Below are 20,699 nucleotides of genomic sequence, written 5' to 3'. Positions count from 1 at the left end.
CACGCACTCGCGCAGGCGCCTACGTCGCAGCAAGGCGAAGGCTTAGAGCATCTGAAAGGGGGAGGGGATGGGGATTTATGGCAAAGAGGCGATAAGCAGGGCTCGTTGCGAACCCGCTTTGAGGGGTTACTTAGTGGGCGGAGTTGACTCGATGCCCCACATCATCTCAAGTGCCTGCTCGATCAGGAATGACATAGCAGTGTTTTGTTCGAATGCCTGCTTGCGAAGGCGCTCATGGTAGTCGTCGCGCATGGTGATCGTTTTGGCGCTCCGCTTGGGTTGCGAAGGTGCTGGCGCAGCGTCTTTACGTGATGCCATGAACAGGCCCCCATATGGATTGAAGTCGCGACAATGATAAACCGTTTGCTTATTTATAGATACGTACGCACGTACAATGCGTACGCATCGCCCCTTACTGCTGCTCAACCAACCTCGCACCGCGGCCGTCATTGGCGCCACGCTTCAAGTCGGACAGCTGTTGGATAGTGTCCTGGAGGTTGCGCAAAACATAAGCAGGAAAGCCTGGTTTACCCTCGGAATGACGTACTTTCAGATCGTCGATGTGGTCACTATCGAATCCCAAACGAGTAAGGCTCAAATCATCGCCCTCTACTAGGGCACGATTCGCGGAGATCATTACAGAATGGGCTTCTTCCAGTTTTTCGATTTCATCATCGATGTGGAGGGTATCGTCGCGATCAACGGACCATAACGAAATGCGCTTCATGATATTGCTCCTAGACGCTTGGTTAGCCTGGTAGCCGCCAGGCACAACTCGGTGGGTCTCCTTACACACACTATACGTATGTACGTACGCATGCAACACTATTTGTCGGCGATATACGACGACTCGGCTATTTTTTCTCGGTGTTGCTGTTTGCTCAGGCGTTCAGCTGCAGCAGCCGCTGCCAAGGCAACTCATCAGAGCAGCCAGGTGGTGGTGATTTCAGCCACAAGGCGATTGCCTAGAAGATGATGACGCTTGAGAAGAGCAGGGGAGGTGGACTCGGCCAGGGCAAATCGATCTTGGCCAATCTTGAGCCTGCGCCTGCGCTGCCGCATAGCGTCCGTGCTGCAGTCCAGCTAATTCTCGAATAGCCTAGTCTTTACATTCCCCGTTCAAATGACCGTGTTGCTCAAACCTTGATCGCGCCGGCATTCAACTCTCCATGTCGCGCTTTTCGAGCGCAGCGAACCAGTCCATTTCGCCTTTGGACGCGAGCTCCTCGAGTAGCGATTGCTCATCGCGCGTGTAGAACACGATTCGATGAGGCTTCACACTGGTATCCAACCCCATGTGATAGTCCGGCAACAGGTCACGCTGAATGATCTTGCGGATCTCAGCTCTGTAATGAGTGAGGCTCTGTTTTGAGCCACATTTTTGCTGCAGCGCAACAATGTCCGCGGCCCAAATCATCTTGCTACCCAAGTGTTTACGAGCGAGTTCATACAACCGCCGTTCAAGAGGCATTCGTAGCCCAAAGTAGCGCCGATCAATGCTCATCACTTCAAAATGCAGGAAGGCGTTGTAGATCCACTCTGACAGCACGACTTCGCACTCCAACACGCCTTTGCCATTGGATGCGGTCTTGGTGACGGTGTAGTCCTCGATCCAGCCAAACCCTTTCGTCTGCTCTTGACCACCAGTAACGATATTGGTTTCGAGCTGCGTCCCTTTTAATCGCCGAAGCATGTCCAGGACGTTCGAATAGGCGTTTCCACCAGGATCGCGGGATGTACCCGTCAAAAAATCGTATGTGTCGAACTTAACCCGCTTGGAAATTGGCATCCCAGCTTTACGGGCCTCGATGATCTGCGATCCGAGGAACAGCAACAGGTCTTTGTCGAAAACGGTGGCGGCACCGATCACTGGCGGGATGATGCGTACACGCTTGTTCGTACCGGGCTGGCTGTACTCACGTACGCTTGTATCAGGTTTGGTCGACAAGCTGAAAAGCGGGAACTCCATGCTGGCCAGGTCATCCTTAACTGGCCACTCGACAATGTTCGCCTGGAACATGTCGGTCTGTACGTAGGGTACTACATGCCCCTTTCGCCCTCTCTTGAGTGGCTTATCATCGTCCGCTGCCATATCGGCCATCTTCATCTCGATCATTACGCGTTCCCGCCATTGTACACAGGTAGATAGCGACGCTTGTGCAGCTGCCGACTCACCCTGTGTATCAGTTTTGTGCAGGCCTCATCCGAGGTTAATACGGTTCGTATTTCACCGACACCGTGCTCTCCGCAGATACCCCAGTTCCGCATTGCCACGGTGTGACCGATCAGATCGACGAGGATCCGCAGCTCGTAGAAACGCGCACCACGTTCCCATCTCGCGTAGTAGGGTTGGTTGAGGTAGCTGGTTGCAGTCGTTATCATGTCCGAACCCAGACGCTCCTAGACGAGTTCTTTTCTGGTAGAAGCCCGGAACCGGTAGCCGCCGACCGGGCTTCGCTCTGCTTACGGTAAGACTTTATCGTCGTAGAGCATGACCATCTCAGCCATTACACACAGCTCACCCTGCACCTTGGCCATTAGGCCGCGGCAATCGCCTCGCTCCAGGACACCTGCATCCCACAATTTGCACAGCTCCGCATAGCTGTAAGTCTGCATCGGCCAGTCACAATGCCGAACGAACGTCCAACCATGGCTATCCCGAAACTCACGGGAATATGAAGCGCCCATGATCACAAATTGTCGGCCATTAACCTTCACCGTTGGAACAGTCGGGACCTTGTCGCCCGCCTCTGCGAACGCTGCAGGGCAAACAGCACCATCCCAGCGGTGAGAGTCAAGCTTATGCAGGTGGACAACGTCACGATGACTGGTCCGAAAGAAACTCGACTCCCACGGTACGAACTCACACCAGCAACGCTGTTCAGCGCTTTTCAGCCAGGCCTGCACGACTATTGAGCCGACGCCAGGAACATGGATGCCCAAGGTTTGCGAGCGCGGTGCGCGGCGCTGCTTGAAACGGCAACCATTCACGCCACCAGCGTCTGCAAGGAATGACAAATCCGCCCATTGATCCATGGACACAGGCAATGCCGATCGCCACATAAACGAGCCAGTTTGAACGGTGTCGGTACCGCAGCGCTTTTCCTGAAGCAATGCTTGAAGACATGATTCGATGCTCTGCTCGAACAGCGGTCGGACTTCGGCGGGTACGTCATGCAATCGGGCAGCGGCAGTGTCAAGCATCGCCTTATAGGCATCATGGGTATATTCAAGCGAGCACCAGCTCTCGCTACCGCCGAAAGCAGCTTCAGCGACGGTTTCATCAAAGCTCAAGCCCATTTGCACAGGATTCATCTTGGGGATGTAAGCCGGAACCCCAGAAATTTCCGTCACCCTAGTTGGGTGGGCTCAACACTCGTGTCACCAGCTACCTTCTGGAGAATCGAGCTCGGCCATCCCTCCCTGGACGGGCATCGCTCGACGATGTTCAACGGCTCCCTCACGGGGCCGTCGTTTTGTGGGGGCTATTCCATCCACAAGTCGTCGAGGTTCTTGAAGTTCCAGAGCGTCGGGTCTTCGGGGCCAGTGATACTGTCCTTGCAACTCGTGGCCGCCAGGTCGATGGTCTGCATCGGGATCGGCTCTCTCGAGCGTAGCGAGAAGAACACGCGAACCTTGGGAGTCAGCAGTGATTCCATTCCCGGCTCAACGACAACGGCCAGACGCTGAGAGGACAGGCGAACCAAGGAGCCGACGGGGTAGATGCCCACGGCCTTGACGAAGGCGTGGAAGATGCGTTTGTCGAAATGGCCCTCCCACTTGGCCATCTGCCGCATCGCCGCGGACGGGTCCCACGGCTTTTTGTAGGCTCGCTCCGACGTCACGGCATCATAGACGTCGCAGATTGCGCCCATGCGGGCCAGGAGTGAAATGGCGTCACCGGCCAAGCGATCCGGGTAGCCGGTTCCGTCGATCTTCTCGTGATGGTGCAGGGCAATGTCCACCACCCCGGGCTCGGCCCCGCCTGCGCGCAGCATCTTTGCGCCCTCCACAGGGTGGCGCTTCATGATGGCGAACTCGGCATCGGTGAGCTTGCCTGGTTTGTTAAGCACTTCCAGCGGCATCGCGGCCTTGCCTAGGTCGTGCATCAGTCCGCCGATGCCAGCCAGGCGCGTTTGCTCCTCGTCTAGATCGAGATGCCGGGCCAGCGATAGCATCAGGGCGCAGACGGCAACCGAGTGCAGGTAGGTGTAATCGTCGTGCGTTTTGATGCGTGCGACGCTGATGAGGGCATGAGGTTGGCGCAGCACCGAGGCAGCGATTTCTCCGACCAGCGGCAACGTCGTGCTTGGGTCGACGGCCTTGCCAAGCCGGGCTTCCTGGAACATGTCCATGACTTGGGACTTGGCCGCAAGACAGAGTTTCCGTGCATAACACATTTCGCTCTCCATTGAGGTTGCGCCGTCACTTTTCTTGCTTAGTGGACTAGACGGCAGAGATTGCTCCTCCGACAATTCTCTGGGCTCTGGGCTCTGGGCTCTGGGCTCTGGGCTCTGGGCTCTGGGCTCTGGGCTCTGGGCTCTGGGCTCTCTGGGCTCTCTGGGCTCTCTGGGCTCTCTGGGCTCTCTGGGCTCTCTGGGCTCTCTGGGCTCTCTGGGTCGACTTGGCTTTTGGCCAAGTCGACCCAGACCTCCCCGACGCCACATTCTCGAATGGCAGAGAGATCCTGAGGCTCGGTCAGCAGGAAGCTGCCGCGCCAGAATGGGTGTCGAACCCAAGAGCCGGCGAGCTTGTGGATGTACATGCCGAGACGAAGCTCGGATACGGGAATGCGTTTTACCAACTTATTTTCCTTTCTGAGTTGGGTGGTTAGGCGTGCGCCGAGGCTGGCACCCAGCGGTAGAGCGGAGGTAAGGTCACGCCAAGATTCTTGGATCAGCCGGAACCGCCGAAATTTCCGTCAGCCGATCAACATGGCTTTGTCTCGCGCTCGGTCGATGCGTTCCTGCATCGCCTGCATGACTTCTTCGTGGGTGTACGACTTGGCGTTGGGGTCGTCGGCCTCTCGGAGAGCTTCCTCGACCTCGCGGGTCATCCGCGCATATTCTTCCGGCCACAGCGCTTGCTCCATGCGCAGCGACGCCTGCCCAAGCAGGTGCAGCAGGCCGAACAGCCGCATGTCATTGGTGGCGACGACGTGCTCTCGAATCCGCTCCTGGATCACCTCGCAGGCCCGATGCGCCTCTGGCGTCGCCGTGCCCTCGTAGCCGGCTGGGAGTTCTGCTTCTTCAGCGATTCGCGCCCAAGCGATAGCCAGCGCCTCGATGGTGGACAGGTTCATTTGCTCATCCACTTGCGCAGCAGACGCTTTTTCAGGGAGGCGCGCTCTTGCGGATTGCGTCCCTTGTGGTTGGCAATGCGATCCGCCGTGGCGGCCTGGCGCTTGATGGGCCAGTAGGAGCGGCCATCCTTACCCATCGACCAGACGTTGCTGACCTGGTTTTCCAGTAGAGGCAGATGGGCGCATAGAGCTTCCGGCGACGCGCTGGCCAGCGCGGTGCGCTCGTGGGTTCGCCAGCGCTGATGCCAGAGTTTCTTGTCCTCGCGCTCGCTACGGCAGGTCGTGTGCCCAACGATGGGCGTTTTGCGGCGGCTGCGGCTCATGATGTGGTTGTCTCCAAGAACATTCAGGACAGGCTTTCTGGGTAGAGCGCCGTCAACCGGGACAGGGTTTCTTGCACTTGTTCCAGCGAGGTCATCAGATGATCAACCTGATCCTGAAGATCCACGGCGAGATCAAATAGCTCAGCCACTCGGCTGCGTGATCCCTCGTTGAACGCGGCCATTGCCAGTTGATGCAGCTTCAACAGGTCGGTGCGCAGTTGCGGAGGTGCGCCGTCTGCGCTGTCATTCAAATCGCCGCGCAGCACGTCCACGGCATCGACTGCACGCAGCAGTGCCGTGGTATCGAAATTCTCGGGAGTCAGTTCGTCCCATTCGTCGTCGGTGATGCGGGCTGCCATCAGGAGAGCTCCGATTAAGCGGTTGCGAGCGTTAGATGCCCGATCGGCTCGGCTGCTGGCCGTACCTTGATTTCGATGTCGTAGCCGAGGCGATTCAGACAATCCATCAGCTTGCGTTCGGATAGATTGGTGAAGTCGCCGCGCATCATGCCCGACACCTTCGGTTGCGGGATGCCCATGCGTTTGGCCGCCGCTTGTTGAGTCAGCCCAAGGGCGCGCATGGCCCTCCTGATCTCGACCACCAGGCCGGTCTTGATCTTGAGCTTTTCAGCGTCAGGCAGTCCAAGGTCGGCAAAGACGTTGCCCGAGCTGCGCTGAACCTCGACGCCTTCAATGATTCGTTTTTGCATTTCGTAGCTCCTGTGCCAATACCTCGGCCACCTTCAGCCGAGCGCGGATGATGTCCATGTCGGCCTTTGGCGTGGCGATTCCGCTCTTGCTCTTCTTCTGGAAGCAGTGCAGGACGAACACCGCTTCCGCAAACTTGACCGTGTATACCGCTCGATAGGTGCCGCCGGCATCGTCTTCGACGACCTCCAGCACGCCGGCACCACCGAACCCCTTGAGCACCTTTGCTGCGTCATCCTGATCGCCTATCTGCGCCAACGAGAGCGCGTAACCGAAACGGCGACGCACGTCGGACGGCAACGCCATCAAATCCTTGTGGCTGCTCGCGATCCATTCGAGCGGTTTTTCTTTGTTTGTCATGACGGAATTTTATACCTGTTCAGGTAATGATGTAAACGCGGCAACCTCAAGGAGGTGTCGTAAAACATTTGTTTTGCGACAGGCTGTCAGCCGCCGCTGTGCTTGTCATTTTCAGAAGACGACTGCACCAATCAACGAGACATGAAGCCTGCTGTGCATACGGCTCCTGACAGCCCGATATCAGGACTCCTCTGCACGAAACTCGTCTATGCTCAATACTCGTGTGCACCAAAGCGAGGCGAGCATGGCGACCGATACCGTACCGATTGCCGAGCGCGGCGTAGCCACCCTGTCAGAACAGGCATGGGAGCGTGCTCGCTGCCGCGCGGAGATCATTGGGCCGTTGGCGCAGTCGGAGACGGTCGGGCATGAAGCGGCCGACGCAGCAGCCCAGGCGCTGGGTCTGTCCCGGCGGCAGGTCTACGTCCTGATCCGCCGTGCCCGGCAAGGTTCGGGGCTGGTCACTGATTTGGCTCTTGGACAGTCGAGCGGTGGCAAAGGTAAAGGCCGCTTGCCGGAGTCGGTCGAACGAATCATCCGCGAGCTACTGCAAAAGCGCTTCCTGACCAAGCAGAAGCGCAGCTTGGCGGCGTTCCACCGTGAAGTTGCGCGGGTGTGCAAGCTGCAAAAGCTGCGGATGCCGGCGCGCAACACGGTCGCGTTGCGGATCGCCAGCCTTGATCCACTCAAGACCACTCGACTTCGGGAAGGCCAGGATGCGTCCCGCATCCTGCAAGGTGTTGGCGGTGTTCCTCCGCCAGTCTCCGCACCGCTGGAGCAGGTACAGATCGACCACACAGTCATCGACCTGATCGTGGTGGACGAGCGCGACCGGCAACCGATTGGCCGTCCGTACCTGACCCTCGCCATCGACGTGTTCACCCGCTGCGTGGTTGGCATGGTGGTCACGTTAGAAGCGCCATCTGCCGTCTCGGTCGGCCTGTGCCTCGCACACGCCGGTTGCGACAAGCGCCCTTGGTTGGAAAGGTTGGACGTGGAAATGGACTGGCCGATGAGCGGCAAGCCCGCGCTGCTCTACCTGGACAACGCGGCCGAATTCAAGAGCGAGGCGCTACGCCGTGGCTGCGAGCAGCATGGCATCCGGTTGGACTATCGGCCTCTCGGGCAGCCGCACTATGGCGGCATCGTGGAACGGATCATCGGCACGGCGATGCAAATGATCCACGACGAATTGCCGGGGACGACCTTCTCCAACCCTGACCAGCGCGGGGAATACGCCTCCGAGAAGATGGCCGCCCTGACACTGCGCGAGCTGGAACGCTGGCTCGCATTGGCGGTTGGCACCTATCACGGCTCCGTGCACAACGGCCTGCTCCAACCGCCGGCCGCACGCTGGGCCGAAGCTGTCGCGCGTACCGGCGTTCCAACCGTCATCACTCGCACCACGGCTTTTCTGGTCGATTTCCTGCCCGTCCTCCGCCGCACCCTGACCCGCACTGGCTTCGTCATCGACCACATCCACTACTACGCCGATGCGCTCAAGCCGTGGATAGCTCGGCGCGACCGCCTGCCTGCGTTCCTGATCCGGCGCGACCCACGCGACATCAGCCGCATTTGGGTGCTGGAGCCGGAGGGGCAGCACTATCTGGAAATTCCATACCGTACCTTGTCGCACCCGGCTGTCACCCTCTGGGAACAACGGCAGGCGCTGGCGAAATTGCGGCAGCAAGGGCGCGAACAGGTGGATGAGTCGGCGCTGTTCCGCATGATCGGGCAGATGCGCGAAATCGTGACCACTGCGCAGAAAGCCACGCGCAAGGCGCGGCGCGACGCGGATCGACGCCAGCATCTCAAGTCAACGGAACAACCTGTCAAAACCACGCCACCAGCGGACACGGACATGGCAGACCCGCAGGCGGACAACCAGCCACCTGCCAAACCGTTCGACCAGATTGAGGAGTGGTAGCCGTGGACGAATATCCCATCATCGACCTGTCCCACCTGCTGCCGGCGGCCCAGGGCTTGGCCCGTCTCCCGGCGGACGAGCGCATCCATCGCCTTCGCGCCGACCGCTGGATCGGCTATCCGCGAGCAGTCGAGGCGTTGAACCGGCTGGAAGCCCTGTATACGTGGCCAAACAAACAACGCATGCCCAACCTGCTGTTGGTCGGTCCAACCAACAACGGCAAGTCGATGATCGTCGAGAAGTTCCGCCGCGCCCACCCGGCCAGCTCCGACGCCGACCAGGAGCACATCCCGGTATTGGTCGTGCAGATGCCGTCCGAGCCATCGGTGATCCGCTTCTACGTCGCGCTGCTCGCGGCGATGGGAGCACCATTGCGACCGCGCCCACGGCTGCCGGAAATAGAGCAACTGGCGCTGACACTGCTGCGCAAGCTCGGTGTGCGTTTGCTGGTGATCGACGAGCTGCACAACGTCCTGGCCGGCAACAGCGTCAACCGCCGGGAATTCCTCAACCTGCTGCGCTTCCTCGGCAACGAATTGCGCATCCCGCTGGTCGGTGTGGGCACACGCGACGCCTACCTGGCCATCCGCTCGGATGACCAGTTGGAAAATCGCTTCGAGCCGATGATGCTGCCGGTGTGGGAGGCCAACGACGATTGCTGTTCACTGCTGGCCAGCTTCGCGGCTTCGCTCCCGCTGCGGCGACCTTCGTCGATTGCCACGCTGGACATGGCTCGCTACCTGCTCACGCGCAGCGAGGGCACTATTGGCGAGCTGGCGCACCTTTTGATGGCGGCGGCCGTGGCCGCCGTGGAGAGTGGTGAGGAAGCGATCAACCACCGCACGCTCAGCATGGCCGATTACACCGGTCCCAGCGAGCGGCGGCGGCAATTCGAGCGGGAACTGATGTGAAGCCAGCGCCACGCTGGCCACTGCATCCGGCACCCAGGGAAGCCGAAGCCCTGTCTTCGTGGCTCAACCGCGTGGCCCTTTGCTATCACATGGAAGTGTCCGAGCTGCTGGAGCACGATCTTGGTCACGGCCAGGTTGATGACCTGGACACCGCGCCACCACTGGCGCTGCTGGCGATGCTCTCCCAGCGGAGCGGTATCGAGCTGGATCGGCTGCGCTGCATGAGTTTCGCCGGCTGGGTGCCTTGGCTACTGGACAGCCTTGATGATCAGATTCCAGCCGCATTGGAAACCTATGCGTTCCAGCTCTCGGTACTGCTGCCGAGACTCCGCCGTAAGACGCGATCCATCACGAGCTGGCGTGCCTGGCTGCCCACCCAACCGATACACCGCGCCTGTCCGCTCTGCCTGAACGATCCGGAGAACCAAGCCGTACTGCTCGCGTGGAAGCTGCCCCTGATGCTGAGCTGCCCACTGCATGGCTGCTGGCTGGAATCCTATTGGGGCGTGCCAGGGCGGTTTCTCGGCTGGGAGAACGCCGACGCCGAACCGCGCACTGCCAGCGACGCGATTGCGGCGATGGACCAGCGTACCTGGCAGGCACTGACGACCGGCCACGTGGAGTTGCCGCGCCGACGCATCCACGCCGGATTGTGGTTTAGGCTGCTACGCACGCTGCTCGATGAGCTGAACACCCCGCTTTCGACGTGCGGCACCTACGCGGGGTATCTCCGCCAAATCTGGGAATGCTGCGGGCATCCGCTGCGTGCTGGGCAAAGTCTGTGGCGACCGTATGAAACCCTGAACCCGGCAGTACGGTTGCAGATGCTGGAGGCGGCGGCAACGGCAATCAGCTTGATTGAGGTGAGGGATATAAGCCCGCCAGGCGAGCACGCAAAGCTATTCTGGTCCGAGCCCCAAACCGGGTTCACCAGTGGCCTGCCGGCGAAAGCGCCGAAGCCCGAACCCGTCGATCACTGGCAGCGTGCAATCCAGGCCATTGATGAGGCCATCATTGAAGCACGACACAACCCCGAGACGGCACGCTCGCTGTTCGCGTTGGCTTCCTATGGTCGGCGCGACCCCGCTTCCTTGGAACAGTTGCGCGCCACCTTCGCGAAGGAAGGCATCCCCCCGGAATTTCTGTCACATTATGAGCCTAGCCTACCCTTTGCATGCCTTAGACAGAATGACGGGTTAAGTGACAAATTTTGACGTGCAGAGCTTCCCGATGCAAACTGTCACATAATCGAACGTATATGTGACAGGTACGACATGCTGATAGGCTACATGCGGGTATCGAAGGCGGACGGCTCCCAGGCTACCGATTTGCAGCGCGACGCGCTGATTGCCGCCGGGGTCGATCCAGTACATCTTTACGAGGACCAGGCATCCGGCATGCGCGAGGATCGGCCCGGCTTGACGAGCTGCCTGAAGGCGTTGCGAACTGGCGACACACTGGTCGTGTGGAAACTGGATCGGCTCGGACGCGACCTGCGACATCTCATCAACACCGTGCACGACCTGACTGGGCGCGGCATCGGCTTGAAGGTATTAACCGGGCACGGCGCGGCCATCGACACCACGACCGCCGCCGGCAAGCTGGTCTTTGGCATCTTCGCCGCCCTGGCCGAGTTCGAGCGCGAGTTGATCGCGGAGCGCACGATTGCCGGCCTAGCCTCGGCCCGCGCGCGCGGGCGGAAAGGCGGCCGGCCGTTCAAGATGACCGCCGCCAAGCTGCGGCTGGCGATGGCGGCAATGGGTCAGCCAGAGACCAAGGTCGGCGACCTGTGCCAGGAACTTGGCGTCACGCGGCAGACCCTGTATCGGCATGTTTCACCCAAGGGTGAGCTACGTCCAGATGGCGAGAAGCTACTCAGCCGAATTTGATGCCGGCATGAGGCAACGTAGCGACAGCGTGGTTTGTCTCAATGGGAAGCGCTCATGATCGATCTTTGAAGGCCCGCAGCAGTCGTGTCACAGACAGGACGAACAAACCGGTCAGCGTGAGGGCTGCGATACCCCAGTACTCTCCGATGAACGCGCCGGCCGTCGTGCCGGCCAGCACAATGGCGAGAATCGGCAAATGGCAGGGACAGGTGAGCACGGCCAGCGCGCCCCACAGGTAGCCGGTGATCGGTTTGTGCGTCTCGGACGGCAAGCGCTCGGGGCTGTTCATGGCAGACTCTCCGCGTGCTGTGCCGGCTCGGTCGGTATGGTGGCCAACTGCACCTCCAGATCGGCCAACGCTTCGCGCCGACGCTCGACGAACTGGCGCAGAACGGCAAGCTGCGCGGCCGCTTCATCGCCGTCCGCAGCATCCAGCGCCCGGCACAGCCGCGCCAGCGCGTCCAGGCCGATGCCCGCCTCGAAGGCCGCCCGCACGAAGCACAGCCGTTGCAAGGCGGCATCATCGAACAGGCCATAGCCGCCCGGGGTGCACGCCACCGGACGCAGCAATCCGCGCAGCAGGTAGTCGCGCACGATATGCACGCTCACCCCGGCATCAAGGGCCAGCCGGGACACGGTGTAGGCGCTCATTGAAAACCTCCTTTTTTTATCCAGCGCAGCAGGAAAGCTGCTTCACGTCCTTGTTGAAGGTCTGCGCCGCAAGCTTCAACCCCTCGACCATTGTCAGGTAGGGGAACAACTGGTCGGCCAGTTCCTGCACCGTCATGCGGTTGCGGATGGCGAGCACCGCCGTCTGGATCAGTTCGCCCGCTTCCGGGGCCACCGCCTGCACGCCGATGAGCCGTCCGCTACCTTCCTCGATGACCAGCTTGATGAAGCCGCGTGTGTCGAAGTTGGCAAGCGCTCGCGGAACGTTGTCGAGTGTCAGCGTGCGACTGTCGGTCTCGATGCCATCGTGGTGCGCTTCCGCCTCGCTGTAGCCCACGGTGGCGACTTGCGGGTCGGTGAACACCACTGCCGGCATCGCGGTCAGATTGAGGGCTGCGTCGCCGCCGGTCATGTTGATCGCGGCACGGGTGCCGGCGGCCGCTGCCACGTAGACGAACTGCGGCTGGTCGGTGCAGTCGCCGGCCGCGTAGATGTTCGGGTTGCTCGTGCGCATGCCTTGGTCGATAACGATGGCCCCTTGCGCATTGACAGTGACCCCCGCCGCGTCCAGCGCGAGGCTGCGCGTATTCGGTGCCCGACCGGTGGCAACCAGCAACTTGTCAGCGCGCAATTCACCGTGTCCGGTGGTCAGCACGAATTCGCCGTTCACATGGGCGACCTGGCTGGCTTGCGTGTGCTCCAGCACCTCGATGCCCTCGGCGCGGAAAGCGGCTGTCACGGCCTCGCCGATGGCCGGGTCTTCCCGGAAGAACAAGGTGCTGCGTGCCAGGATCGTGACCTGGCTGCCGAGCCGGGCAAAGGCTTGCGCCAGTTCCAACGCCACCACCGACGAACCGATCACGGCCAGGCGTGCGGGAATGGTGTCGCTGACAAGCGCTTCGGTGGAAGTCCAGTAGGGTGACTCTTTCAGGCCCGGAATCGGCGGCACGGCCGGACTGGCACCGGTGGCGACCAGGCAGCGGTCGAACGTTACCTCGCGCTCGCCACCCTCGTTCAAACGGACGACCAGGCTCTGGTCGTCCTTGAAACGCGCTTCACCGTGCAAAACGGTGATGGCTGGATTGCCGTCCAGGATGCCTTCGTATTTGGCGTGCCGCAGTTCATCGACACGGGCCTGCTGCTGGGCCAGCAGTTTGCTGCGGTCAATCGCAGGCACAGTTGCCGCAATACCGCCGTCGAACGGACTTTCCCGGCGCAGATGGGCAATATGGGCAGCGCGGATCATGATCTTGGACGGCACACAGCCGATATTGACGCAGGTGCCGCCGATGGTGCCGCGTTCGATCAGCGTGACCGTCGCGCCTTGCTCGACGGCCTTCAGCGCCGCCGCCATCGCGGCCCCGCCGCTGCCAATGATGGCGATATGCAAACCGGCGCCCTCAAGTGCATCACGGATTTTTGGTTCATCTTTGAAATCACCAACCCGGATCGAGCCTTGATAACCCAATGCGGCGATGGCGGCCAGCAGTTGGTTGTGGCTCACGGCGGTGTCTGCCATGACTTGCGCGCGGCTTTCTGGATAGGACACCACAGCGGCATTCACGCCGGGAATCTTTTCCAAAGCATCTTTGACATGGGTGGCGCAGGATGTGCAGGTCATGCCATTCACGGTGATTTCGGTCATTTTTTTACTCCATTGAATTTCGGTGTGCAGCAGGCATCGGCTTGGCGTTTTCGTTGGATGGCGTAGATGGTCAAGCCGATGAAAATCGCCAGCGCAGGCAGCAGCACATAGTCCAGATAGCCGGTCAGCGCGGACAAGCCGACCACACCGAGCAAAATGACCAGAACAGGGGTGAAGCAACACAGCGCCACGAGGGTTGTGCCAATGATGCTGACCCGCAGCAGTGTCTTCGGGTCTTTCATGATCAGTTCTTGACTGATGATGGGTAGCCCGCATCCTCGGTAGCCTTGGTCAGTTTCTGCACGCTGGTCTTGGCATCATCGAAGGTGACCACCGCTTCGCGCGTCTCGAAGGTCACGTCAACTTTACTGACGCCATCGACCTTGGAAATCGCCTTCTTGACAGTGATCGGACAGGCCGAGCAGGTCATGCCCGGTACGGACAGCGTAACGGTCTGGGTGGCGGCCCACACGGGGGCAACAACGGCAGCGAGGGCAAGGGCGGAAAGCAGCTTTTTCATGGTGAACTCCTGTGATCAATAGAAAAATGGCACGACGTAGGGAAATCCGAGCGCGACCAAAACCAGCACGGCCACGCCCCAGAAAATGAGCTTGTAAGTAGCTCGCACTTGGGGAATCGCGCAAACCTCACCCGGTTTGCAGGCGGCTGACGGCCGGTAGATGCGCCGCCAGGCGAAGAACAACGCCACCAGCGCCACGCCGATAAAGATGGGGCGATAGGGTTCCAACACCGTCAAGTTGCCGATCCAAGCGCCGCTGAACCCCAAGGCGATCAGAACCAGCGGCCCGAGGCAGCAAGCCGAGGCGAGGATGGCGGCCAGCCCGCCAGTGAAGAGCGCGCCGCGCCCGTTTTGAGGTTCAGACATACGTTTGTCCTTTCGAATCTGAATTGGATAGCTTAAGCTTACTTCCGTAGTTATGTACGGAGTCAAGCGATATGGAAAACAATTTGGAGAACCTGACCATTGGCGTTTTCGCCAGGACGGCCGGGGTCAATGTGGAGACCATCCGGTTCTATCAGCGCAAGGGCTTGCTCCCGGAACCGGACAAGCCTTACGGCAGCATTCGCCGCTATGGCGAGACGGATGTAACGCGGGTGCGCTTCGTGAAATCAGCCCAGCGGTTGGGCTTCAGCCTGGATGAGATCGCCGAGCTGCTGCGGCTGGAGGATGGCACCCATTGCGAGGAAGCCAGCAGCCTGGCCGAGCACAAGCTCAAGGACGTGCGCGAGAGGATGGCTGACCTGGCGCGCATGGAGGCCGTGCTGTCTGATTTGGTGTGCGCCTGCCATGCGCGGAAGGGGAACGTTTCCTGCCCGCTGATTGCGTCACTGCAAGGGAAGAAAGAACCGCGCAGTGCGGACGCGGTGTAGCCCGAGGGAACTACGCCTTAGCGTGCTTTATTTTCCGTTTTCTGAGGCGACTCCTTCTTAGGCATGTTGTTCCCTCCCCGGCATGGTGATGGTTGGTCTAGTGTTTGTGGGTTTGATGTTCCGGCGTTTGATGAACAGGCGCAAGGTGTGAGGGCTGACGCCTAACAACTCGGCTGCGCGACTTTGCGGCAAGCCAAGGTTCACGTATGCCTGTACTTCATCAATACGGCTGTCCAGCTTCAAGGCGCTCGATTTGCTGCCCTTGGGTCGCCCGAGCGTCTTGCCGCGCTCTCTGGCGACTTGTAGCGCCTCGGTGGTACGTGCCTGAATGAAATGCCGCTCGATCTGTGCAGCCAAGCCAAGCACGGTTGCCATGATGTCGCTTTGTAGGCTGCCGTCCATGATGATCTTCTGTTTGGTCACATGGACGATTAGGCCGCGCTCGCTCGCCGCTTTGAGAATTTCCAAGGCGGCGAGGGCGGAACCGGCAATGCGCGTAATCTCCGGCGTCAGTAGCACGTCGCCACGCTCGGCCTTTTCGATGATTGCTCCGAGCTTGCGCTTGCGCCAGTCCTTTGCTCTGCTGGCAATTTCTTCCTCGATCTGTAGCGGCGCGAAGCCTTTGGCGTTCGCGTATTCGAGCAAACCGTATTTTTGGTTTTCCGGGTCTTGGCCGTCACGCGAAACCCGGAGATAGGCATAGTATTTTGGCATTTGCAGGGAAAACGTCAGATTCGGTTAAACATGCCTCATTCTAGCGCAGATTAAATAGGAATTATGTCATTTTCAGAAGACGACTGCACGGAATATCAGGAGTCGGCTGCACTGGTGGATTGCAGCGCGGTGTACAGGGCCGTCTTGCTCACCTTGAGCCGTGTAGCGGCCTCTCGGACATTAAGCCCGTTGGCGATGTGCTCCCGCGCTCGCTGCAACTTGTCGGCGGTGACAACCGGCTTTCGCCCGCCCTTCCTCCCACGAGCGGCGGCGGCAGTCAACCCGGCCTTGGTGCGCTCGCGGATCAAGTCGCGCTCGAACTGGCCCAGCGCGCCGAACACGTGGAAGATGAGCCGCCCGCCTGGCGTGGTGGTGTCGATGGCTTCCGTCAGAGAACGGAAGCCGACGCCTCGCGCTTCCAGCGCGCCTATCGTTTCGATTAGGTGCGGCATAGAGCGCCCGAGCCGATCCAGCCGCCAGACGGCCAGCACGTCGCCGTCGCGCAGGTAGGCCAGCGCATCAGCCAAGCCGGGGCGGTCGGCCTTGGCCCCGGAAGCCGTGTCCTCGAAAACGCGCTCGCAGCCTGCCTTGCGTAGCGCATCCGTCTGCAAGGCGGTGTCCTGTTCCGCCGTCGATACCCGCGCATAGCCGATCAGTGCCATTTGCCGCCTCTCTTGTCCGTCATTCCGTCCGCCTATCTTAATGTCCGACAACCCGTTGTGCAATAACTTTGCTGGACAGTGTCCGGCATGGCCGACTAATGATCGTTTGACGGACATTGACGGTAAGGCATTTTTGCATTACTATGTGAAGCATCAACCTTGATTGCGAGGGCAAACCACCATGACCACATTGACCGTTACCGCACGGGGACAAGTGACGTTTCGGAAGGACGTACTGCAACACCTCGGCATCAGGCCAGGCGACAAGATCGAGCTGGACTTGTTGCCAGACGGTCGGGGCGTGCTCAAGGCGGCACGGCCCGCAGGGACGATAGCCAGCTTTGTCGGCCTGCTCGCGGGCAAGACGCAGAAGGTTGCCACCATCGAAGAAATCAACGAGGCGGCGGCGCAAGGCTGGGCAGGTAAGCAATGAAGGTCGCAGTCGATACCAACGTCCTTGTGCGTGCGGTTGTGCGTGACGATCCCGCACAAGCGGACGTTGCCGCCGCAGTCTTGACCGACGCCGAGTTGATCGCGGTCGCGCTGCCGTGCCTATGCGAATTTGTTTGGGTGCTGCTGCGTGTCTACGGCTTCCAGCAAGCCGACGCGGCCAGCGCGATCCGGGCACTACTGGCCGCCGCGAATGTGGAAGTGAACCGGCCTGCCGTGGAGGCTGGCTTGCTGGTGCTCGACGCGGGCGGAGACTTTGCCGATGGCGTCATTGCCTACGAAGGCAACTGGCTTGGCGGGGAAACCTTCGTTTCCTTCGATAAGAAGGCGGTGGCACTTCTCACGGCGCAAGGGCAATCAACGCGCCTTTTGTGACGGACATGAGCATGAACGAATTCCGCCGACTGGCCGCGAAGATCGACCAACACATGCAGCAGCTTGCCGCCCAGGGTGTCAGCGAGGCCCATGCCATCATCAATCGCATGATGGGGTACGGGCCTGACCTGCACAGGATTTGGGTCGGCACATCCGATCAGCAGCTCATGGCGCTGTCCCGCGAGTTCCCAGGGTTCTACCGCTACGCCCGCATCATGGAAGAGGCATCCGAAGCCGAGCGCCGCAAGGCTTCGCGGCCCTATGACGGCATGGCCGAGTTCTCCGAACAGCACAAGCAAATGGGCGCGCAACTGCTGACCACGGCGGCCACGCTTGAGCGTGGCTACCAGGCGTTTCGTGCGAGCGGCAGTCTCCAAGACTTCCGGCCTCAGCTCGACGAGCTGGGCCGCCTGCATCGGCAATGGCTGTCCGACCTGGAAGCCTTCAAAGACTCGCTGCGCACGCAGGGCGCAGAACCCAAGGTGCTGGAATACGTGAACGAGGCTTTCGGCCGCCTGGCCGAGCGCATCAAGCAGCTTGCCGGTTGATCGCCGGAATTTTCGGCGGTTCCGGCTTTGTCGCGCCGTGCACAAGAGTTCTGAGCAATTCCGATCTCTCGCGGCGCTTCGTGCATAGAACTTCTGACCGTTCCCGGTCAGAAGTTCTATGCACACACGGCGGCCAGCCCAGTGAACTGGTGCAGTCGCCTTCTGAAAACGACAATGCCCGGCGCGCGGATACTTCCGCTCAAGGGCGTCGGGAAGCGCAACGCCGCTGCGGCCCTCGGCCTGGTCCTTCAGCCACCATGCCCGTGCACGCGACAGCTGCTCGCGCAGGCTGGGTGCCAAGCTCTCGGGTAACATCAAGGCCCGATCCTTGGAGCCCTTGCCCTCCCGCACGATGATCGTGCCGTGATCGAAATCCAGATCCTTGACCCGCAGTTGCAAACCCTCACTGATCCGCATGCCCGTTCCATACAGAAGCTGGGCGAACAAACGATGCTCGCCTTCCAGAAAACCGAGGATGCGAACCACTTCATCCGGGGTCAGCACCACCGGCAAGCGCCGCGACGGCCGAGGTCTTCCGATCTCCTGAAGCCAGGGCAGATCCGTGCACAGCACCTTGCCGTAGAAGAACAGCAAGGCCGCCAATGCCTGACGATGCGTGGAGACCGAAACCTTGCGCTCGTTCGCCAGCCAGGACAGAAATGCCTCGACTTCGCTGCTGCCCAAGGTTGCCGGGTGACGCACACCGTGGAAACGGATGAAGGCACGAACCCAGTGGACATAAGCCTGTTCGGTTCGTAAACTGTAATGCAAGTAGCGTATGCGCTCACGCAACTGGTCCAGAACCTTGACCGAACGCAGCGGTGGTAACGGCGCAGTGGCGGTTTTCATGGCTTGTTATGACTGTTTTTTTGTACAGTCTATGCCTCGGGCATCCAAGCAGCAAGCGCGTTACGCCGTGGGTCGATGTTTGATGTTATGGAGCAGCAACGATGTTACGCAGCAGCAACGATGTTACGCAGCAGGGCAGTCGCCCTAAAACAAAGTTATGCCGCACTCACCCCCATGGAGTTTTGATGTTCAAACTTTTGAGTAAGTTATTGGTCTATTTGACCGCGTCTATCATGGCTATTGCGAGTCCGCTCGCTTTTTCCGTAGATTCTAGCGGTGAGTATCCGACAGTCAGCGAAATTCCGGTCGGGGAGGTCCGGCTTTACCAGATTGCCGATGGTGTTTGGTCGCATATCGCAACGCAGTCGTTTGATGGCGCAGTCTACCCGTCCAATGGTCTCATTGTCCGTGATGGTGATGAGTTGCTTTTGATTGATACAGCGTGGGGTGCGAAAAACACAGCGGCACTTCTCGCGGAGATTGAGAAGCAAATTGGACTTCCTGTAACGCGTGCAGTCTCCACGCACTTTCATGACGACCGCGTCGGCGGCGTTGATGTCCTTCGGGCGGCTGGGGTGGCAACGTACGCATCACCGTCGACACGCCGGCTAGCCGAGGTAGAGGGGAACGAGATTCCCACGCACTCTCTAGAAGGACTCTCATCGAGCGGGGACGCAGTGCGCTTCGGTCCAGTAGAACTCTTCTATCCTGGTGCTGCGCATTCGACCGACAACTTAGTTGTGTACGTCCCGTCTGCGAGTGTGCTCTATGGTGGTTGTGCGATTTATGAGTTGTCACGCACGTCTGCGGGGAACGTGGCCGATGCCGATCTGGCTGAATGGCCCACCTCCATTGAGCGGATTCAACAACACTACCCGGAAGCACAGTTCGTCATTCCGGGGCACGGCCTGCCGGGCGGTCTAGACTTGCTCAAGCACACAACGAATGTTGTAAAAGCGCACACAAATCGCTCAGTCGTTGAGTAGCAGGCAGATGCGGCATAACATGAAGTTGCAGCCGACCATCACTCCGCTGCGCTCCGTTCTGGCGGCTGAACTTCGGCGTTATGCCGCACTCACCCCCATGGAGTTTTGATGTTCAAACTTTTGAGTAAGTTATTGGTCTATTTGACCGCGTCTATCATGGCTATTGCGAGTCCGCTCGCTTTTTCCGTAGATTCTAGCGGTGAGTATCCGACAGTCAGCGAAATTCCGGTCGGGGAGGTCCGGCTTTACCAGATTGCCGATGGTGTTTGGTCGCATATCGCAACGCAGTCGTTTGATGGCGCAGTCTACCCGTCCAATGGTCTCATTGTCCGTGATGGTGATGAGTTGCTTTTGATTGATACAGCGTGGGGTGCGAAAAACACAGCGGCACTTCTCGCGGAGATTGAGAAGCAAATTGGACTTCCTGTAACGCGTGCAGTCTCCACGCACTTTCATGACGACCGCGTCGGCGGCGTTGATGTCCTTCGGGCGGCTGGGGTGGCAACGTACGCATCACCGTCGACACGCCGGCTAGCCGAGGTAGAGGGGAACGAGATTCCCACGCACTCTCTAGAAGGACTCTCATCGAGCGGGGACGCAGTGCGCTTCGGTCCAGTAGAACTCTTCTATCCTGGTGCTGCGCATTCGACCGACAACTTAGTTGTGTACGTCCCGTCTGCGAGTGTGCTCTATGGTGGTTGTGCGATTTATGAGTTGTCACGCACGTCTGCGGGGAACGTGGCCGATGCCGATCTGGCTGAATGGCCCACCTCCATTGAGCGGATTCAACAACACTACCCGGAAGCACAGTTCGTCATTCCGGGGCACGGCCTGCCGGGCGGTCTAGACTTGCTCAAGCACACAACGAATGTTGTAAAAGCGCACACAAATCGCTCAGTCGTTGAGTAGCAGGCAGATGCGGCATAACATGAAGTTGCAGCCGACCATCACTCCGCTGCGCTCCGTTCTGGCGGCTGAACTTCGGCGTTA

At 59.8% G+C, this 20,699-nt stretch carries 27 protein-coding genes and 2 pseudogenes; 10 read left to right on the top strand and 19 right to left on the bottom strand.

Features of this window, described 5'->3' with window-relative positions:
* Positions 1 to 126: 126 nt before the first annotated feature.
* The 10 genes and pseudogenes from LU684_RS22775 to LU684_RS22725 all read right to left on the bottom strand — a co-directional run bounded on the left by LU684_RS22775 (position 127) and on the right by LU684_RS22725 (position 6,692).
* Positions 127 to 318, bottom strand: coding sequence for a hypothetical protein (locus LU684_RS22775; protein ID WP_125854362.1), 192 nt, complete (start codon positions 316 to 318; stop codon positions 127 to 129).
* 94 nt (positions 319 to 412) lie between these two features.
* A complete protein-coding gene (locus LU684_RS22770) occupies positions 413 to 727 on the bottom strand; it encodes a hypothetical protein (RefSeq protein ID WP_014003931.1) in 315 nt (104 codons plus the stop codon).
* Between the two features lie 432 nt (positions 728 to 1,159).
* Complete coding sequence (locus tag LU684_RS22765; RefSeq protein ID WP_134630297.1) at positions 1,160 to 2,116, bottom strand: replication initiator protein A; 957 nt, start codon at positions 2,114 to 2,116, stop codon at positions 1,160 to 1,162.
* Positions 2,117 to 2,463: 347 nt separating this feature from the next.
* Complete coding sequence (locus LU684_RS22760; RefSeq protein ID WP_134630299.1) at positions 2,464 to 3,315, bottom strand: hypothetical protein; 852 nt, start codon at positions 3,313 to 3,315, stop codon at positions 2,464 to 2,466.
* A 170-nt stretch (positions 3,316 to 3,485) separates the two neighbouring features.
* Positions 3,486 to 4,765: pseudogene (locus tag LU684_RS22755) on the bottom strand (HD-GYP domain-containing protein).
* Positions 4,766 to 4,921: 156 nt separating this feature from the next.
* Complete coding sequence (locus LU684_RS22745) at positions 4,922 to 5,302, bottom strand: hypothetical protein (RefSeq protein WP_001054412.1); 381 nt, start codon at positions 5,300 to 5,302, stop codon at positions 4,922 to 4,924.
* On the bottom strand, positions 5,299 to 5,625 hold the full coding sequence (locus tag LU684_RS22740; protein WP_000091614.1) for a hypothetical protein: 327 nt from the start codon (positions 5,623 to 5,625) through the stop codon (positions 5,299 to 5,301). The genes LU684_RS22745 and LU684_RS22740 overlap by 4 nt, the downstream gene beginning before the upstream one ends.
* A 23-nt stretch (positions 5,626 to 5,648) precedes the next feature.
* A complete protein-coding gene (locus tag LU684_RS22735) occupies positions 5,649 to 5,984 on the bottom strand; it encodes a hypothetical protein (protein WP_000741275.1) in 336 nt (111 codons plus the stop codon).
* Between the two features lie 14 nt (positions 5,985 to 5,998).
* Positions 5,999 to 6,334, bottom strand: coding sequence for a helix-turn-helix domain-containing protein (locus tag LU684_RS22730; RefSeq protein WP_001172026.1), 336 nt, complete (start codon positions 6,332 to 6,334; stop codon positions 5,999 to 6,001).
* Positions 6,315 to 6,692: a type II toxin-antitoxin system RelE/ParE family toxin gene (locus tag LU684_RS22725; RefSeq protein ID WP_003151133.1), complete on the bottom strand. Its 378-nt coding sequence runs from the start codon at positions 6,690 to 6,692 to the stop codon at positions 6,315 to 6,317. Before LU684_RS22725 ends, LU684_RS22730 begins: the two co-directional genes overlap by 20 nt.
* 244 nt (positions 6,693 to 6,936) lie before the next feature.
* Here LU684_RS22725 and LU684_RS22720 point away from each other — a divergent pair, with 244 nt between their 5' ends.
* Genes LU684_RS22720 through LU684_RS22705 form a run of 4 tightly spaced genes read left to right on the top strand, consistent with a single transcriptional unit; the run spans position 6,937 to position 11,419 of the window.
* Positions 6,937 to 8,619, top strand: coding sequence for a Mu transposase C-terminal domain-containing protein (locus LU684_RS22720; RefSeq protein WP_011494284.1), 1,683 nt, complete (start codon positions 6,937 to 6,939; stop codon positions 8,617 to 8,619).
* Between the two features lie 2 nt (positions 8,620 to 8,621).
* A complete protein-coding gene (locus LU684_RS22715) occupies positions 8,622 to 9,530 on the top strand; it encodes a TniB family NTP-binding protein (protein WP_013741668.1) in 909 nt (302 codons plus the stop codon).
* 20 nt (positions 9,531 to 9,550) lie between these two features.
* Entirely contained in the window at positions 9,551 to 10,744 is a 1,194-nt protein-coding gene (locus LU684_RS22710) for a TniQ family protein (protein WP_176601418.1), read from the top strand.
* Positions 10,745 to 10,804: 60 nt separating this feature from the next.
* Complete coding sequence (locus LU684_RS22705) at positions 10,805 to 11,419, top strand: recombinase family protein (RefSeq protein WP_000904941.1); 615 nt, start codon at positions 10,805 to 10,807, stop codon at positions 11,417 to 11,419.
* A 52-nt stretch (positions 11,420 to 11,471) separates the two neighbouring features.
* On the opposite strand, the gene merE is transcribed toward LU684_RS22705, so the two are convergent.
* Genes merE through merT form a run of 6 tightly spaced genes read right to left on the bottom strand, consistent with a single transcriptional unit; the run spans position 11,472 to position 14,619 of the window.
* Complete coding sequence (merE, locus tag LU684_RS22700; RefSeq protein ID WP_001087809.1) at positions 11,472 to 11,708, bottom strand: broad-spectrum mercury transporter MerE; 237 nt, start codon at positions 11,706 to 11,708, stop codon at positions 11,472 to 11,474.
* The gene (gene merD, locus LU684_RS22695; protein WP_054890425.1) at positions 11,705 to 12,070 is read right to left on the bottom strand and encodes a mercury resistance co-regulator MerD; all 366 of its coding nucleotides are present in this window, start codon (positions 12,068 to 12,070) and stop codon (positions 11,705 to 11,707) included. Before merD ends, merE begins: the two co-directional genes overlap by 4 nt.
* 16 nt (positions 12,071 to 12,086) lie before the next feature.
* Entirely contained in the window at positions 12,087 to 13,733 is a 1,647-nt protein-coding gene (merA, locus tag LU684_RS22690; RefSeq protein ID WP_000136268.1) for a mercury(II) reductase, read from the bottom strand.
* Entirely contained in the window at positions 13,730 to 13,975 is a 246-nt protein-coding gene (gene merF / locus LU684_RS22685) for a mercury resistance system transport protein MerF (protein ID WP_000654684.1), read from the bottom strand. The genes merA and merF overlap by 4 nt, the downstream gene beginning before the upstream one ends.
* Positions 13,976 to 13,977: 2 nt before the next feature.
* A complete protein-coding gene (gene merP / locus LU684_RS22680; protein WP_000735441.1) occupies positions 13,978 to 14,253 on the bottom strand; it encodes a mercury resistance system periplasmic binding protein MerP in 276 nt (91 codons plus the stop codon).
* 15 nt (positions 14,254 to 14,268) lie between these two features.
* Positions 14,269 to 14,619, bottom strand: a complete 351-nt coding sequence (gene merT / locus LU684_RS22675; protein ID WP_001294667.1) for a mercuric ion transporter MerT — start codon at positions 14,617 to 14,619, stop codon at positions 14,269 to 14,271.
* A 71-nt stretch (positions 14,620 to 14,690) separates the two neighbouring features.
* On the opposite strand from merT, the gene merR reads away from it, so the two are divergent.
* A complete protein-coding gene (gene merR, locus LU684_RS22670; protein ID WP_000429838.1) occupies positions 14,691 to 15,125 on the top strand; it encodes an Hg(II)-responsive transcriptional regulator in 435 nt (144 codons plus the stop codon).
* A gap of 57 nt (positions 15,126 to 15,182) precedes the next feature.
* Here the strand turns inward: merR and LU684_RS22665 are convergent, their stop codons facing one another.
* Together LU684_RS22665 and LU684_RS22660 are read right to left on the bottom strand one after the other, a co-directional pair.
* Positions 15,183 to 15,839 (bottom strand): recombinase family protein, encoded by a 657-nt coding sequence (locus tag LU684_RS22665; protein ID WP_012196454.1) that lies wholly within the window; start codon positions 15,837 to 15,839, stop codon positions 15,183 to 15,185.
* Between the two features lie 95 nt (positions 15,840 to 15,934).
* The gene (locus tag LU684_RS22660) at positions 15,935 to 16,501 is read right to left on the bottom strand and encodes a recombinase family protein (protein WP_003159185.1); all 567 of its coding nucleotides are present in this window, start codon (positions 16,499 to 16,501) and stop codon (positions 15,935 to 15,937) included.
* A 181-nt stretch (positions 16,502 to 16,682) separates the two neighbouring features.
* On the opposite strand from LU684_RS22660, the gene LU684_RS22655 reads away from it, so the two are divergent.
* The 3 genes from LU684_RS22655 to LU684_RS22645 are packed head-to-tail and all read left to right on the top strand — an operon-like array spanning position 16,683 to position 17,874.
* Complete coding sequence (locus tag LU684_RS22655; protein ID WP_003108276.1) at positions 16,683 to 16,934, top strand: AbrB/MazE/SpoVT family DNA-binding domain-containing protein; 252 nt, start codon at positions 16,683 to 16,685, stop codon at positions 16,932 to 16,934.
* The gene (locus LU684_RS22650) at positions 16,931 to 17,326 is read left to right on the top strand and encodes a type II toxin-antitoxin system VapC family toxin (RefSeq protein ID WP_003159186.1); all 396 of its coding nucleotides are present in this window, start codon (positions 16,931 to 16,933) and stop codon (positions 17,324 to 17,326) included. The genes LU684_RS22655 and LU684_RS22650 overlap by 4 nt, the downstream gene beginning before the upstream one ends.
* Before the next feature lie 11 nt (positions 17,327 to 17,337).
* Complete coding sequence (locus LU684_RS22645) at positions 17,338 to 17,874, top strand: hypothetical protein (protein WP_003159187.1); 537 nt, start codon at positions 17,338 to 17,340, stop codon at positions 17,872 to 17,874.
* Between the two features lie 174 nt (positions 17,875 to 18,048).
* Here the strand turns inward: LU684_RS22645 and intI1 are convergent.
* A pseudogene (gene intI1 / locus LU684_RS22640) lies at positions 18,049 to 18,723 on the bottom strand (class 1 integron integrase IntI1); the annotation flags it as partial.
* 185 nt (positions 18,724 to 18,908) lie between these two features.
* Between intI1 and LU684_RS22635 the strand changes: the two are divergent.
* Entirely contained in the window at positions 18,909 to 19,709 is an 801-nt protein-coding gene (locus tag LU684_RS22635; RefSeq protein WP_003108247.1) for a subclass B1 metallo-beta-lactamase VIM-2, read from the top strand.
* A 108-nt stretch (positions 19,710 to 19,817) separates the two neighbouring features.
* Positions 19,818 to 20,618, top strand: a complete 801-nt coding sequence (locus LU684_RS22630; protein ID WP_003108247.1) for a subclass B1 metallo-beta-lactamase VIM-2 — start codon at positions 19,818 to 19,820, stop codon at positions 20,616 to 20,618.
* Positions 20,619 to 20,699: the final 81 nt, after the last annotated feature.

The organism is Pseudomonas sp. NMI542_15 (assembly GCF_021283425.1).
GTDB lineage: Bacteria > Pseudomonadota > Gammaproteobacteria > Pseudomonadales > Pseudomonadaceae > Aquipseudomonas > Aquipseudomonas fortuita.
Note: the sequence above shows the minus strand (reverse complement) of the source record. Positions and strands in the feature narration are given on the sequence as shown.

Bases quoted from the DNA above. Each gene is read 5' to 3' on its own strand.
- LU684_RS22775 (WP_125854362.1), bottom strand. From the start codon at position 318: ATGGCATCACGTAAAGACGCTGCGCCAGCACCTTCGCAACCCAAGCGG.
- LU684_RS22770 (WP_014003931.1), bottom strand. From the start codon at position 727: ATGAAGCGCATTTCGTTATGGTCCGTTGATCGCGACGATACCCTCCAC.
- LU684_RS22765 (WP_134630297.1), bottom strand. From the start codon at position 2,116: ATGATCGAGATGAAGATGGCCGATATGGCAGCGGACGATGATAAGCCA.
- LU684_RS22760 (WP_134630299.1), bottom strand. From the start codon at position 3,315: ATGAATCCTGTGCAAATGGGCTTGAGCTTTGATGAAACCGTCGCTGAA.
- LU684_RS22745 (WP_001054412.1), bottom strand. From the start codon at position 5,302: ATGAACCTGTCCACCATCGAGGCGCTGGCTATCGCTTGGGCGCGAATC.
- LU684_RS22740 (WP_000091614.1), bottom strand. From the start codon at position 5,625: ATGAGCCGCAGCCGCCGCAAAACGCCCATCGTTGGGCACACGACCTGC.
- LU684_RS22735 (WP_000741275.1), bottom strand. From the start codon at position 5,984: ATGGCAGCCCGCATCACCGACGACGAATGGGACGAACTGACTCCCGAG.
- LU684_RS22730 (WP_001172026.1), bottom strand. From the start codon at position 6,334: ATGCAAAAACGAATCATTGAAGGCGTCGAGGTTCAGCGCAGCTCGGGC.
- LU684_RS22725 (WP_003151133.1), bottom strand. From the start codon at position 6,692: ATGACAAACAAAGAAAAACCGCTCGAATGGATCGCGAGCAGCCACAAG.
- LU684_RS22720 (WP_011494284.1), top strand. From the start codon at position 6,937: ATGGCGACCGATACCGTACCGATTGCCGAGCGCGGCGTAGCCACCCTG.
- LU684_RS22705 (WP_000904941.1), top strand. From the start codon at position 10,805: ATGCTGATAGGCTACATGCGGGTATCGAAGGCGGACGGCTCCCAGGCT.
- merE (WP_001087809.1), bottom strand. From the start codon at position 11,708: ATGAACAGCCCCGAGCGCTTGCCGTCCGAGACGCACAAACCGATCACC.
- merD (WP_054890425.1), bottom strand. From the start codon at position 12,070: ATGAGCGCCTACACCGTGTCCCGGCTGGCCCTTGATGCCGGGGTGAGC.
- merA (WP_000136268.1), bottom strand. From the start codon at position 13,733: ATGACCGAAATCACCGTGAATGGCATGACCTGCACATCCTGCGCCACC.
- merF (WP_000654684.1), bottom strand. From the start codon at position 13,975: ATGAAAGACCCGAAGACACTGCTGCGGGTCAGCATCATTGGCACAACC.
- merP (WP_000735441.1), bottom strand. From the start codon at position 14,253: ATGAAAAAGCTGCTTTCCGCCCTTGCCCTCGCTGCCGTTGTTGCCCCC.
- merT (WP_001294667.1), bottom strand. From the start codon at position 14,619: ATGTCTGAACCTCAAAACGGGCGCGGCGCGCTCTTCACTGGCGGGCTG.
- merR (WP_000429838.1), top strand. From the start codon at position 14,691: ATGGAAAACAATTTGGAGAACCTGACCATTGGCGTTTTCGCCAGGACG.
- LU684_RS22665 (WP_012196454.1), bottom strand. From the start codon at position 15,839: ATGCCAAAATACTATGCCTATCTCCGGGTTTCGCGTGACGGCCAAGAC.
- LU684_RS22660 (WP_003159185.1), bottom strand. From the start codon at position 16,501: ATGGCACTGATCGGCTATGCGCGGGTATCGACGGCGGAACAGGACACC.
- LU684_RS22655 (WP_003108276.1), top strand. From the start codon at position 16,683: ATGACCACATTGACCGTTACCGCACGGGGACAAGTGACGTTTCGGAAG.
- LU684_RS22650 (WP_003159186.1), top strand. From the start codon at position 16,931: ATGAAGGTCGCAGTCGATACCAACGTCCTTGTGCGTGCGGTTGTGCGT.
- LU684_RS22645 (WP_003159187.1), top strand. From the start codon at position 17,338: ATGAACGAATTCCGCCGACTGGCCGCGAAGATCGACCAACACATGCAG.
- LU684_RS22635 (WP_003108247.1), top strand. From the start codon at position 18,909: ATGTTCAAACTTTTGAGTAAGTTATTGGTCTATTTGACCGCGTCTATC.
- LU684_RS22630 (WP_003108247.1), top strand. From the start codon at position 19,818: ATGTTCAAACTTTTGAGTAAGTTATTGGTCTATTTGACCGCGTCTATC.